We start from the raw sequence: 12,713 nt of genomic DNA on the forward strand, positions 1-12,713 counted from the left end.
GACAGACCCCGCCCCCGAAGGCCGACCGGGGGGTGACGCCGCCGCGTCACCCCCGAGCCGGTCAGCGTCCCGCGACGCCGGTCAGCAGCCGTTCGCGGGTCGTGTCCGCGGTGGCGAGTTCGATGGCCGTCCAAGCCATCGCGAGGCCGCCGTCGAGGACGGCCTTGTCGGCGCCCGGCGTAGTGCCGTAGCGGGTGAACTCCGGGTTGTGCATGATGGTTTCGCCGCAGTCGTAGCCGATGCTCGGGTGGATGGTCGGCAGGACGTGGGAGACGTTGCCCATGTCCGTCGATCCTCCGCGCATGCCGCTGGGGACACGGTCGAAGCTGCGGCCGAGTGCCTCCGCGGCGCGGCGGTAGGCCTCGCCGAACGCGGCGTCCTGACGGAGGTCGGCGTAGTCGCGGCCGACGTCGGTGAGTTCGAGTTCGGCGCCGGTGGCCAGGGCGCCGGCTTCGAAACAGGCGCGGATGCGGGCCTTGAGCTCGTGCAGGTCGTCGGCGGTTTCCGCGCGGCAGTCGTAGTCGGCGGTGACGCGGCCGGGGATGACGTTGGGGGCTTCGCCGCCGTGTGTGACGACGCCGTGCACGATGCCGCCGGGGATCATCTGCTGCCGGTACGCGCCGATGGCGACCTGGGCGACCGTCATCGCGTCGGCGGCGTTGATGCCCTTGTGGGGCATGGCAGCGGCGTGCGCGGTGCGGCCGGTGTAGGCGACCTTCCAGCTGCTGATGGCGTGGGATGTGAAGCCGAGGCCGTCGATGGGCGCGGCGTGCACCATCATCGCGGCGGCGACGTCGTCGAACGCGCCGCGTTCGAGCATGTAGACCTTGCCCCCGCCGTACTCCTCGGCCGGGGTACCGAGGAGCTTGACGGTGATGCCGAGGTCGTCGGCGACCGGGGCCAGGGCGAGGGCCGCGGCGACGGCGGCGGCGCCGTTCACGTTGTGGCCGCAGGCGTGGCCGATGCCCGGCAGGGCGTCGTACTCGGCGGTGATGCCGACGACCAGCTCACCGGAGCCGTACGTGCCGCTGAAAGCGGTCGGGAGGTCGCAGATCCCGCGGGCCACGTCGAACCCGGCGCCTTCCAGCAGGTCGGCGATCTTCTTCGCCGACTTGTGCTCCTCGAAGGCGAGTTCGGGTTGGGCGTGCAGGCTGTGGCTGAGCGCGAGGACGTCCTCGCGGCGGGATTCGAGGCGGCGGCGGGTGATGTCGCGCGGATCGGAGGTCGTGCTCACAGCAGAAGGCCTTTCGCGTCGTCGGCCGCACCTGCGGCGTGTGCGGGTGCGGCGGGTGCGGCGGCCCCGTGTCCCGGCGCGGGCAGGTCGACGGGGAGCGCCGGGCGCGGCCGGTAGAGGCAGGCGACGACGCCGGCCAGGACGGACACCGCGGCGGCGAGCCACCACGAGTTGGTGAATCCGGCTTCCTTCGGGAACAGCGCCCCGTCGGCCGTGTTGGCGGTCATGATCGCGCCGACGACGGCGGAGCCGACCGAACCGCCGACGGTGATCATCAGCTCGTTGATGCCCGAGCCGACCGCGGTCTCGTCCTCGGCGACGGCCTCGACGGCGATGGTGCGGGTGCCCTGCTGCAGCAGGCCGATGCCGAGGCCGGACACCGCGCCGAACACCAGGTAGGGCACGAGGCTGTCGTGCGCCAGCGCGGTGAGGCCGTAGCCGACGGCCATCAGCAGCGAGCCGGCCACGAGCATGCCGCGGTCGCCGACCACCTTGGCGACCGACGGGGCGGCGATCGCGCCGAGGGCCATGCCGCCGACCGCGGGCAGGGCCGCGAAGCTGATGGCGAGGGCGCCGAGGCCCAGGCCGTAGCCGACCATGTCGTCGGGCAGGCTGCTGAAGATGGCGCCGGGCACGGTCAGGCTGAAGAACACGAACGAGAACAGCAGCGCCACCACCGAGATGACCAGCACCGGGATGCGGGTGAACATGCGGACGTTCACCATCGGCTCGGGGTGCTTCAGCTCGACCGCCACGAACGCCGCCAGCAGGACGAGGCCGCCGAGGCCGTAGCCGAGCGTGCTGCCCGCCGTCCAGCCCCACGCCTCGCCCTGGCTCAGCGCCAGCAGGACGCCGACCAGGCCGGCGCCGATGAACAGGCCGCCCGCCCAGTCGATCCGGCCACCCGGCCGGTCGGTGGTCTCCGGCAGCGCGAACTGGGCGATCAGCACCGCCACCGCGACCGTGGCGACGGGCACCCACAGCGCCGAAGTGGGGTTGTCCGCGTACTCGGCGACCAGGCCGCTGCCCACCAGCCCCAGGCCGCTGCCGACGCCTATCGCGGCGACCATCAGGCTGATGCCCCGGCGGTTCTCCGCTTCGCCGCCGTGGTTGCGCAGGATGCCCACCAGCAGCGGGAACAGTCCGGACAGCGACCCTTGCAGGACCTGTCCGGCGAGCAGCACCTCGAAGCTGCGCGCGAGGGCGACGAGCAGAGAGCCCACGAGGATGATCGCGAGGTTCACGCGCAGGATGCGGCGGTGGCCGTACAGGTCGCCCATGCGCGACAGGATCGGCGCCAAAACGGCGCTGGCCAGCAGGTTCGCGATGCTGACCCAGTTGAGCTGCGCCGCGGTGACGTCGAGGGTCTTCGCGAGGGTGCCGAACAGCGGGGTCAGGAAACTCTGCAGCGAGCCGCTGACGAGTTCGACGCCCATGACCGACGCGAGGATGACGCCCGCGGACGTCGCGCGGCGGACGGGCGCGGACGCCGGGGGTCTGCCCGGTTCCGGGGGCAGCGGCGAAGAGGTTGTCCCGGTCATGTGAACTCCGTGAGGCGAAGAGCACGGCGGCTCGGCCGATGGCGGATGCGGTCGCGCCGCCCCGGACCCCGGGGAGCGACCCGCGTCGCACGAACATGGCCGGAACACGAACGTTGTCCTACGATTCGGATCCTCTGTGCAGGAAAGGAGCAGCGATGCCGTCTGCCACGCAGGAAGTGCACCCGCTCGACGACGCCGACCGGGCCCTGATCGAGGCGCTCCAGGTCAGCCCGCGGGCGAGCTGGGCAGCGGTCGGCGAGGTGCTCGCCCTGGACCCGGTCACCGTGGCCCGGCGCTGGAAGCGGCTTTCCGCGGAGGGCGTGGCGTGGGTGACGGCGTACCCGGCACCGGATGCGTACGGCACCGCCGCCTTGGTCGATATCGCCGTAGCCCCGCGGGACCTCGACGCCGTCGCGGCGGCGATCGCGGCCGACCCGCACGTGTTCACCCTGGAACGCACCACCGGCGCGCACAGCCTCACCGCCATCGTCGGCGCGGTCGACCTGGGCGACCTCACGGCGAACTGCCTCGACCGGATCGAGCGCATCGCGGGCGTGCGGGCGGTGGAGATCCACCTGGCCACGCGGATCTTCCTGGAGGCTTCACGGTGGCGCATGCGCGGGCTGACGCCCGGTCAGGTGACCCGGCTCAAGCGGATCGCGCCGCCGCCCGCCGGGTCCGGCAGCCACGGCAGTCCGGCGGGCGACGACCTCGACGCACGGATCCGGGCCGTGCTCGTCGGCGACGGGCGCGCGGGCGGCGCGGACGTCGCGGCCGCGCTCGGCATCGGCGTCCACACCGCGCGGCGGCGGTTGGACCGGCTCCTCGGGTCCGGTCGGCTGGTCTTCCGCTGCGACGTCGCGCAGGCGTACACCGGGTGGCCGATCTGCGCGACGTTCCGGGCCGCGGTCGCCCCGGCCAAGGTCGTCGCGACCGCGCAGACGCTGTCCACGCTGCCGGAGATACGCATGTGCATGGCCACCACCGGCCCGCACAACCTGCACATCTCGGTGTGGCTTCATGCCGTCGACGACGTCCACCGACTCGAGAACCTGCTCGCCGACCGGCTGCCGGATCTGCGGATCGCCGACCGGGTCGTGGTGCTGCGGCCGTACAAGTCCAGCGGACGGACCCTCGGGCCCACCGGGCGCGCCTTGCCCGCCCCCGGTTCGGCGACCGAGGGCGGGCCGGTTCCCTCCGGGTAGTCCCGTTACCCGCGGCGGGTGCCCGCCGGGCCGGAGCCGTCCAGGACGCGGCCTGGGAGCCGGCCCGTCGGCGTACCGCCGGTCTGCACGCAGACGCCGTCCACGACGGTCGCGCGGTAGCCGCCTTCGGGGCGGCGCAGCCGGGCGCCGCCCGCAGGCAGGTCGTGCACGAACTCATCCTTGTCATAGTGGAGTTCGTCGAGGGCGAAAACGGCGAGGTCGGCGATCGCGCCCGGCGCGACGACACCGCGGTCGGCGAACCCGAAGACCTCGGCCTGCCGCCCGGTCAGTTCGTGGACGGCGTGTTCGAGGGTCATGTCGCCCCGGTCGCGGACATGCCGCGTCAGCAGCAACGTCGTGTCGCCCGACGCGCACAGCATCTGCATGTGCGCGCCCGCATCGGACGAACTCACCAGCACCGCCGGGTCGGCGAGCGTCCGCGCGACACCGTCCACGTCGGCGTTCGAGACGCCCACCGCCACGACCCCCGGACGGCAGTCGTTGGCGGCGACGAAGTCGGCGAACACGTCGGACGGGTGGCCGCCGCGCTCGGCGACCAGCTCCGCGAGGGTACGGCCGAGCCACGGCTCGTTCTCCTTGCCGACCACCTCGACGAACCGCACGGTCTCCAGCCTGCGGTGCGGGAACATCGCCTTCTCCGTGCGGTCCCACTCCTCCCGCGCCGCGGCCCGCCACGCCGGATCCCGCAGCAGCCCGGCCTTCGCCTCACCGGACGCCGCGATGACCTTGTGCCAGCCCTGCGGCATCGACATGAACATCATCGACGAGTCCCAGTTGATGCGGAAGTCAACGGTGCGCGGGGAGAGTTGCGGGTAGAAGCCGATGCCTTCGGCGCGTAGTTCGCGGGCGAGGTCGATCCAGCGCTGCGTGCTCGCGGGGTTGGTGTCGGAGTACAGGAAGCCGGTCCAGGTCAGCGGTATACCGCGGGCGCCGCAGCGCCGCGCGAGGTCTTCGAGGCGCTCGGCCGGGTTGGCGCCGAGGAGTTCGGGGACGAGCTCGACGACGCCGCGGCCGGACCGGGCCAGCACGTCGAACAGCGCGTCGAACTCGTCGTTGTCGGCGGCCCGCGAGGGCACCGGGCGGCCGTGCTGGTCGACGTCGAGGAACGACGAGGACAGACCCCAGGCACCGGCCCGCATGGCCTCGTCCAGCAGCGCGGCCATGCGCGCGTTCTCGTCCGCGGTGGCGGCGCGGGTCCACGCGTCGTCGCCCATCACGGTCAGGCGCAGCGGGCTGTGGCCGACGAGCGCGGCCAGGTTGATGCCGGTGCCGACGGCGTTGACGGTGTCGCGGTAGCCGGCGAAGTCGTGCCAGGTCCACGGCACGTTGTCGTCGAAGAGGTGGCGGGGGACGTCCTCGATGTATGAGAACAGATCGGCGATGCCGGCGCGGCTGGCGTCGGTGACCGGATAGAGCGACAGACTGCAGTTGCCGACGAGCATGGTCGTCACCCCGTGCAGCGGGTCGGGGTCGAGGCCGGGGTCCCAGAAGACCTGCGGGTCGGTGTGCGCGTGCGTGTCGATGAACCCGGGGGCGACCACGGCGCCGCCGGCGTCGATCTCGGTCTCCCCGTCGGGCGCGAGGTCCGGGCCGACCTCGGCGATGCGGCCCCCGCGTACCCGCACGTCGCTCCGGAAGCCCGGCGCCCCGGTTCCGTCGACGACGTGCCCTCCACGAACGATCAGGTCCTTGCTTGGCTGCGCGGGCTGAGACATGGTGCCGTCCTCCGTCGGAGCGGTTTGGTGGTGCGACGGTACGGGGCGGTCCGGCAAATCGGGAGGGCGATGGAGGGGCGTTCTCGCGCGGGTGCGGGTTCGCTGTGACAGAGCCGTTGCGTGCCCGGCTCGGGCCGGGGATGTCCCGGCCCTAGGCTGCACGGCAGTGCAGGCGTGCCGTGACCGGGTGGGGGGAGACCAACCGGCGGGGTGCGCACCCATCGGCTTCCCTGGGGGGATGAACCATGTTCGGCACAGCAATGCGGCGTGCGCTGGTGGCGGCGGTCGCCGTCGGGGTCCTGGGCGGATCGCTGGGGGCGTGCGGCGGCGGAGACGGCGACGGTGACACCGGCGGGACCACGCCGGCCGCCTCGGGCGGCGGGCGGGACACCTCGTCGGGCGAGGTCGAGGCCGGGGTCGTCAAAGGCCGCGTGACCGACTCGGCGGGCAACCCGATCAAGGGCGCCGAGATCGTCGTGGACAACCAGTTCCTCTACGACAGCAACATCGTCCTGACCACCGACGCGCAGGGGAAGTACCGGGCGGAGATGCCGGGAGCGGCCGCCACGTACAACGTGACGGCGAGCTTCAAGAAGACCTACAACAACGCGAAGTACACCTTCCGTCTCGCCCCCGAGAACCCCGAGCTGTTCGCCGGCCGGGACGGCGCCGTACGCGACTTCACCTGGAAGCTGACCGGCGAACAGCCCGACGCCCCCGACACCTTCTACGGCGGCACGGTGCTGTTCAACCTGAGCCCGATCAACCCCGCCGACGACAGCTACGTCGACTCCGCCGGAGTCACCCTCACCCTGACCCCGACCGGCCCCCTCGTCGACGGCACCCCGGGCAAGCCCGTCACCAAGCGCGCGGAGAACACCGGCGACGGCTGGGCCGTCCGCGACATCCCCGTCGGCCCCTACAAAATCACCGCCATCCTGACGACCGGCTCCGGCCGCAAACAACCCCTCGCCATCCGCACCCGCGACGAAGCCGGCCCCTACACCGCCGACGTCACCACCACCTTCAAGCCCTACCTCACCGACCACCAACGCATCGAACTGGAACTGGCGCTCCGCGGCTGAGCACTGCCCTAAGCCAACTGCAGCTCCCCGCCCCAACTCGCACACCGAACCCGCCCGCGCGGCAACACCACCTCGAGGACGACGCGCCCGGTATTCGGCTCGTGCTCTTCCCGCACCCCCCACAACGCAGTCCCCGACGTACTCCGCGAACGGTGTCCCATCGCCGACGGCGGCCACCCTGACCCGCCCCGACGCGCCCATGTCGTAGCCGGCATGGGGCTGCGCCGCCTCGACGATGAGACACCAATTGGACCCGGTCGTGACATGAACGGAGTCGCCACCCTCGTCGATCAACCACACGTCCAGCGGGCCGACGGTCTCGCCCCCGTCGGCGACGAGCCACGCCGCGACGACCTCGACGAGCCGCCGCCCCACCAGGCTCTCCACCCGCAACCCGGCGCCGTGGAGCGCACACTCGCTCGGCCTTTCGTGGTCCATGGCCGCACAGTAGTGCCGGCCGATGAGTTTTCGGGCTGGGGGCGGTCTGTCTCTGGACAGGACCGCTTTCGACAGGAGTGCCGATGTCCACGATTCAGCCGGTGATCACCACGGCCGCGCCCGATGCGGTGATCGGGTTCTACACGGAGATGTTCGGGGCCGAGCAGGTTTATCGGGTGCCGGAGGAGGGGCCGTTGTTCTACCTCGGGCTGCGGATCGGGGACTCCGACCTCGGGGTCGTGGTCAAGGACGAGGCAGGGGGCGAAGGAGCGCCGCGGATTCTGCTCAGTGTCGAGGTCGACGATGTCGCGGAGGCCCTTGGGCGGGTGACGGCGTTGGGAGGTTCGGTGTCCGGCGGGCCGAACGACATGCCGTGGGGGCAGCGGGTCGCGCACATCAAGGACCCCGACGGGAATCCGGTGAACCTCACTCAGCCGATCCCGGTGCCGTAGGGGGCGGAGCGTCGGGGCCGGGGCGTGTCCGCGCCCCGCCTCAGCCGACGGCGACGGGTCGGCGCCCCATGGCTGCGCCGGCCTGGTCGGCGAGGACGACGGCGACTTGGCGGGCGCCGCGGTCCGGGACGGTGGTGCGGGACGCGGTCAGCATGAAGCGGCCGTAGGCGTGGCCGTCGGCGCGGACGAGGAGTTCGATCTCGCCTTTCGGGAGGCCGTGGGCGGCCACGTCCCAGGGCTGGCCGTCGACCGTGACGGTCCCGTCGGGTTCCAGGCGCGGAGGGTGGCCCAGGAACGTCCCGTGCTCGTAGTGGCAGCGGCGCAGGCCCAGCAAGGCCTTGATCTGCGCGGCGACGAGGCGGGCGAGGTCGTCGGCCTGGGCGCCGCCCGCGGCGAGTTCCGCGGTGCTGTGGACGGTCGCCAGGTACGTGGCGTCGGTCAGCGCCAGGACGCGGTGCCGCCGCCCCCACGCCGCCAGTTCGCTCACCGCGGCGCCCACGCCGAGCAGCAGGAGCGCGGTCTGGAGTTGTCCGCCGCCGGTGATGCGGAAGCTGTCGTACGGCGCGGTGAGGAAGAAGTCGAACCACGCCGCCGTGCCGAGCGCGGCGAGCAGCCCGGCGAGCCGGTTGCCGTCCGCGGCCACCGCGACGACGAGTGCGACCAGGATCAGCGCGGCGTCGGTGTGGGGGATGGCGCCCCGGAATTGGGCGAGGATCGCGGCTCCGGCCAACGGCAGGAGGAGCGCACCCGCGAAGGCGAGGCCGTCGCGATGGTTCCGCACGAATGCCTTCATATGACCTTGGTAGCACCGCAAGGCCCGCAGCGGACCGGGAGCGGGCGTCAAGACGGCGTGAAAATCGCGTCCCGGGGCAGAAGGGAAAACGCCCGCGCCCGAGGGACCCCGGGTGACGCGCCGGCCGAGGTAGAGCCGTCTGGCCCTTTCGCCCTTCCCGGCCCGTGCGCGAGGCTCGACAGGGACCCGGGCAAGCCCACCGAAGGCGGAGGTGCCATGACACGCGTACTGGTGGTCAACGCCGGATCGTCGAGTCTGAAGCTGTCGGTGGTCGCCCCGGACGGTACGACCGCGCAGGAAGCGAACATCCACTGCCCGGACGCCATCCCGCCCGGCGCCGTCGCCGGGTTCGTGCGCGGCGCCGGTGCCGTGGACGCGGTCGGCCACCGGGTGGTGCACGGCGGGGGCGACTTCGACGGCCCGGCCCGGATCACCCCCGACGTGGTGCGCCGCATCGCCGCACTGGCGCCGCTCGCGCCGTTGCACCAAGGCCGGGCGCTCCAAGCCGTCGACGCCGTCCGCGAAGCCCTGTCCGGCGTCCCCGCGGTCGCCTGCTTCGACACCGCGTTCCACCGCACGCTCCCGCCCGAGGCATCGACCTACGCCCTCCCGGAACGCTGGCGCACCAAGTGGGGACTGCGGCGCTTCGGCTTCCACGGCCTGTCGCACGCCTACGCCGCCCGGCGCGGCGCCGAACTCGCCGGGCTCGACCCGGCGGCCGCCCGTATCGTCACCTGCCACCTCGGCGCGGGCGCGTCGCTGGCCGCCGTGCGCGGCGGCACGTCCGTCGACACCACGATGGGCTTCACCCCGGCCGAGGGCCTGGTCATGGCGACCCGGCCGGGCGACGTCGACCCGGGCATGCTGGTGTGGCTGCTCAGGCAAGGCGTGTCGGCCGACGAGCTGGACGAGGCGCTGGAGCACGGCTCGGGGCTGGCCGCGCTGGCCGGCCACGGCGGCGACATGCGGGCGATCCGCGACGCGGCCGAGCACGGCGACGAGACCGCCGCCCTCGCCCGGCGGGTGTACGCGTACCGCATCGGCACCCGAACCGCCGCCATGGCCGCGGCACTCCGCGGACTCGACGCCGTGGTCTTCACCGGCGGCGTCGGCGAACACGACGCCCCGATCCGGGCGGCGGCCTGCGCGGGACTGGAGTTCCTCGGCGTGGCCCTCGACGGCGGCGCGAACGACGCCGCACACGCGGACGCGGATGTTTCGGCACCCGGCGCGCCCGTCCACACCGTGGTCGTCACCGCCCGCGAAGACCTCGAAGTCGCCCGCCAAACCCGCGAACTGCTGGCCCGTGACGGTTGACGAACGCGCACGCGAGAAGAGCCGACCTGCACAGACCGACGAACGCCCACCCGAGCCCACCGCCGAAACCCGGCGAACCCCCGCACAACCCCACCGACGTTCCGGAACCCCGGATTCCGCAGGCCGTTCGGCCCTGACTATCGGTCCGCCGAACGGGAACCGTGGTCAGCGACGCACAGCCATTTCGTGCGGCGTCGGCGCCGCGCGGTCTCCGAGGGGGATAGCCATGACCGACCTCGTCCCGGCCACCGGCCCGCAGCCCGGCGGACTCGACACCGTCGACGCCTGGTGGCGCGCGGCGAACTACCTGGCCGTGGGCCAGATCTACCTGATGGACAACCCGCTGCTGACCGAGCCGCTCCGGCCCGAGCACGTCAAACCGCGGCTGCTCGGCCACTGGGGCACGTCGCCCGGCCTCAACCTGGTGTACGCGCACCTCAACCGGGTGATCCGCGAACGCGGCACCACGATCATGCACGTCACCGGCCCCGGCCACGGCGGACCTGCGGCGCTGGCCGGCGCGTGGCTCGACGGCACCTACACCGAGCGCTATCCGGACGTGCCGCAGGACACCGCGGGCATGCGACGGCTGTTCCGGCAGTTCTCGTTCCCCGGCGGCGTGCCCAGCCACATCGCGCCGGTGGTGCCCGGCTCCATCCACGAGGGCGGCGAGCTGGGCTACAGCCTTTCGCACGCGTTCGGCGCCGCGTTCGACAACCCGGACCTCGTGGTCGCCTGCGTGGTCGGCGACGGCGAGGCCGAGACCGGGCCGCTCGCGACGTCGTGGCACGGCACCAAGTTCCTCAGCCCGGTCAGCGACGGCGCCGTGCTGCCCATCCTGCACCTCAACGGCTGGAAGATCGCCAACCCGAGCGTGCTCGCCCGTCTGCCCCGTGAGGAACTCGACGCGCTCCTGACCGGCTGCGGATGGCGCCCGCACTATGTCGAAGGCGACGAGCCGGACGCTGTGCACGCCGCGATGGCCGCCGCCCTCGACACCGTCCTCGACGACATCGCCGCGATCCAGGCGGGCGCCCGCTCCGGCAAAACCGTCGGACGCCCGCGCTGGCCGATGATCGTGCTGCGCACCCCGAAAGGCTGGACGGGACCCCGCGAAGTCGACGGCCTCCCGGTCGAAGGCACCTGGCGATCCCACCAGGTCCCGCTCCCCGCGGTCCGCGAAAACCCGGACCACCTCGCCCAGTTGGACGCCTGGCTGCGCTCCTACCGCCCCGACGAACTGTTCACCGCCGACGGGCAGCCGACCGCCGCCGTCCTGGCGAACGTGCCCGGCGGCGACGCCCGGCTCGGCGCCGTCCCGCACGCCAACGGCGGCACCCTGCTGCGCGCCCTGCCGCTGCCCGACATCCGCGACTACGCCGTCAAGGTCCCCGAGCCCGGGGGCACGATGTCCGAACCGACGCGGGCGCTGGGCGCGTGGCTGCGCGACGTCACCGCGGCAAGCGCCCCCCGCCGCGACTTCCGGGTGTTCGGGCCCGACGAGACCGAGTCGAACCGCCTCGGCGCGGTGTACGAAGCCACCGCGAAGGCCTGGCAAGGCCCCTTCCTGGACGTCGACACCCACCTCGCGGCCGACGGCCGGGTCATGGAGATCCTGTCCGAACACACCTGCCAGGGCTGGCTGGAGGGCTACCTCCTCACCGGCCGCCACGGCGTGTTCTCGACCTACGAGGCGTTCACCCACATCGTCTCGTCGATGTTCAACCAGCACGCCAAATGGCTCCACGAATCCGCCAAGCTGGGCTGGCGGCCGCCGATCGCGTCCCTCAACTACCTGCTGACCTCGCACGTGTGGCGCCAGGACAACAACGGCTTCTCGCACCAGGACCCCGGCTTCGTCGACCACGTCGTCAACAAACGCCCCGAAGTCGTGCGCGTCTACCTGCCGCCGGACGCCAACACCCTCCTCGCCGTCAGCGACCATGTGCTGCGCAGCCGCGGCCTGGTCAACGTCGTCGTCTCCGGCAAGCAGCCGTCACCCGACTGGCTCGACCCGGACGCCGCCGTCCTGCACTGCGCCCGCGGCGCCGGGATCTGGGAGTTCGCCTCCAACGACGCGGGCACGCCGGACGTCGTCCTCGCGTGCGCGGGCGACGTGCCGACCCTGGAGACCCTGGCCGCGGCCGACCTGCTGGGCCGCCACCTGCCGGAACTGCGGGTGCGCGTGGTCAACGTCGTCGACCTGATGCGGCTGCTGCCGCACGAGGAACACCCGCACGGCATGCCGGACGCCGACTACAACGCGTTGTTCGGCACCGACGTGCCGGTGATCTTCGCCTACCACGGCTACCCCTGGCTGATCCACCGCCTCGCCTACCGGCGCGCCAACCACGACCAGCTCCACGTGCGCGGCTACAAGGAGTTCGGCAGCACGACGACGCCGTTCGACATGGTCGTCCTCAACGACATGGACCGCTACCAGCGCGTCGTCGACGTCATCGACCGGGTGCCGTCCCTCGGCCGCAACGCCGCCGCGCTGCGCCAGCAGATGCTGGACATGCGGGCCCGGCACCACGCCTGGATCCGGGTGCACGGCGAAGACCTGCCGGAGGTACGCGACTGGACGTGGCCGACGGGCCATTGAGGCCCGGTCGGCAACCGCGCGCAAACGCGCGAACGCCGGAAGGCCCGGCTGGAGTTCTTCCAGCCGGGCCTTCCGGTTGTCCTGCTCACGCGGCATCAGGTGGCTGTCCCGGCCCCACCCGGAAACGGTCGCCCGCCGCGCTGTCGTCCGATCAGACGTTCACGCCGTGGGCGCGGAGGTAGCTGATCGGGTTGATGTCGGAGCCGTAGGACGGGCCGGTGCGGACCTCGAAGTGGAGGTGCGGGCCGGTGGAGTTGCCGGTGGAGCCGGAGAGGCCGATCTGCTGGCCGGTGGAGACCTTCTGGCC

Annotated in this window: 10 protein-coding genes; 5 read left to right on the top strand and 5 right to left on the bottom strand. The window is 72.5% G+C overall.

The window, feature by feature from the left end; all coding sequences use genetic code 11:
- Nucleotides 1–61: 61 nt before the first annotated feature.
- Together ACPA54_RS18935 and ACPA54_RS18940 are read right to left on the bottom strand one after the other, a co-directional pair.
- Nucleotides 62–1,234, bottom strand: coding sequence for a M20 family metallopeptidase (locus ACPA54_RS18935; protein WP_423531267.1), 1,173 nt, complete (start codon nt 1,232–1,234; stop codon nt 62–64).
- Complete coding sequence (locus ACPA54_RS18940; RefSeq protein ID WP_423531269.1) at nt 1,231–2,775, bottom strand: MFS transporter; 1,545 nt, start codon at nt 2,773–2,775, stop codon at nt 1,231–1,233. Before ACPA54_RS18940 ends, ACPA54_RS18935 begins: the two co-directional genes overlap by 4 nt.
- A 155-nt stretch (nt 2,776–2,930) precedes the next feature.
- Here ACPA54_RS18940 and ACPA54_RS18945 point away from each other — a divergent pair, with 155 nt between their 5' ends.
- Complete coding sequence (locus tag ACPA54_RS18945) at nt 2,931–3,980, top strand: Lrp/AsnC family transcriptional regulator (protein ID WP_423531271.1); 1,050 nt, start codon at nt 2,931–2,933, stop codon at nt 3,978–3,980.
- A 5-nt stretch (nt 3,981–3,985) separates the two neighbouring features.
- On the opposite strand, the gene ACPA54_RS18950 is transcribed toward ACPA54_RS18945, so the two are convergent.
- A complete protein-coding gene (locus tag ACPA54_RS18950; RefSeq protein WP_423531272.1) occupies nt 3,986–5,716 on the bottom strand; it encodes an N-acyl-D-amino-acid deacylase family protein in 1,731 nt (576 codons plus the stop codon).
- 245 nt (nt 5,717–5,961) lie between these two features.
- Here ACPA54_RS18950 and ACPA54_RS18955 point away from each other — a divergent pair, with 245 nt between their 5' ends.
- Nucleotides 5,962–6,801, top strand: coding sequence for a carboxypeptidase regulatory-like domain-containing protein (locus tag ACPA54_RS18955; RefSeq protein ID WP_423531274.1), 840 nt, complete (start codon nt 5,962–5,964; stop codon nt 6,799–6,801).
- A 521-nt stretch (nt 6,802–7,322) separates the two neighbouring features.
- Nucleotides 7,323–7,691 (top strand): VOC family protein, encoded by a 369-nt coding sequence (locus tag ACPA54_RS18960; RefSeq protein WP_423531276.1) that lies wholly within the window; start codon nt 7,323–7,325, stop codon nt 7,689–7,691.
- 40 nt (nt 7,692–7,731) lie between these two features.
- Here the strand turns inward: ACPA54_RS18960 and ACPA54_RS18965 are convergent, their stop codons facing one another.
- Nucleotides 7,732–8,484 (bottom strand): DUF4118 domain-containing protein, encoded by a 753-nt coding sequence (locus ACPA54_RS18965; protein WP_423531278.1) that lies wholly within the window; start codon nt 8,482–8,484, stop codon nt 7,732–7,734.
- A gap of 216 nt (nt 8,485–8,700) precedes the next feature.
- Between ACPA54_RS18965 and ACPA54_RS18970 the strand changes: the two genes are divergently transcribed.
- Both ACPA54_RS18970 and ACPA54_RS18975 read left to right on the top strand, forming a co-directional pair.
- Complete coding sequence (locus ACPA54_RS18970) at nt 8,701–9,801, top strand: acetate/propionate family kinase (protein ID WP_423531280.1); 1,101 nt, start codon at nt 8,701–8,703, stop codon at nt 9,799–9,801.
- A 226-nt stretch (nt 9,802–10,027) separates the two neighbouring features.
- Nucleotides 10,028–12,406: a phosphoketolase family protein gene (locus ACPA54_RS18975; RefSeq protein WP_423531282.1), complete on the top strand. Its 2,379-nt coding sequence runs from the start codon at nt 10,028–10,030 to the stop codon at nt 12,404–12,406.
- Nucleotides 12,407–12,557: 151 nt separating this feature from the next.
- On the opposite strand, the gene ACPA54_RS18980 is transcribed toward ACPA54_RS18975, so the two are convergent.
- The coding region (locus ACPA54_RS18980; protein WP_423531309.1) for a M23 family metallopeptidase at nt 12,558–12,713 on the bottom strand (156 nt) is incomplete at its 5' end.

The organism is Uniformispora flossi (genome assembly GCF_049534875.1).
Taxonomy (GTDB): Bacteria; Actinomycetota; Actinomycetes; order Streptomycetales; family Streptomycetaceae; genus Yinghuangia; species Yinghuangia aomiensis.

Bases quoted from the DNA above. Each gene is read 5' to 3' on its own strand.
- ACPA54_RS18940 (WP_423531269.1), bottom strand. From the start codon at position 2,775: ATGACCGGGACAACCTCTTCGCCGCTGCCCCCGGAACCGGGCAGACCC.
- ACPA54_RS18945 (WP_423531271.1), top strand. From the start codon at position 2,931: ATGCCGTCTGCCACGCAGGAAGTGCACCCGCTCGACGACGCCGACCGG.
- ACPA54_RS18950 (WP_423531272.1), bottom strand. From the start codon at position 5,716: ATGTCTCAGCCCGCGCAGCCAAGCAAGGACCTGATCGTTCGTGGAGGG.
- ACPA54_RS18955 (WP_423531274.1), top strand. From the start codon at position 5,962: ATGTTCGGCACAGCAATGCGGCGTGCGCTGGTGGCGGCGGTCGCCGTC.
- ACPA54_RS18960 (WP_423531276.1), top strand. From the start codon at position 7,323: ATGTCCACGATTCAGCCGGTGATCACCACGGCCGCGCCCGATGCGGTG.
- ACPA54_RS18965 (WP_423531278.1), bottom strand. From the start codon at position 8,484: ATGAAGGCATTCGTGCGGAACCATCGCGACGGCCTCGCCTTCGCGGGT.
- ACPA54_RS18970 (WP_423531280.1), top strand. From the start codon at position 8,701: ATGACACGCGTACTGGTGGTCAACGCCGGATCGTCGAGTCTGAAGCTG.
- ACPA54_RS18975 (WP_423531282.1), top strand. From the start codon at position 10,028: ATGACCGACCTCGTCCCGGCCACCGGCCCGCAGCCCGGCGGACTCGAC.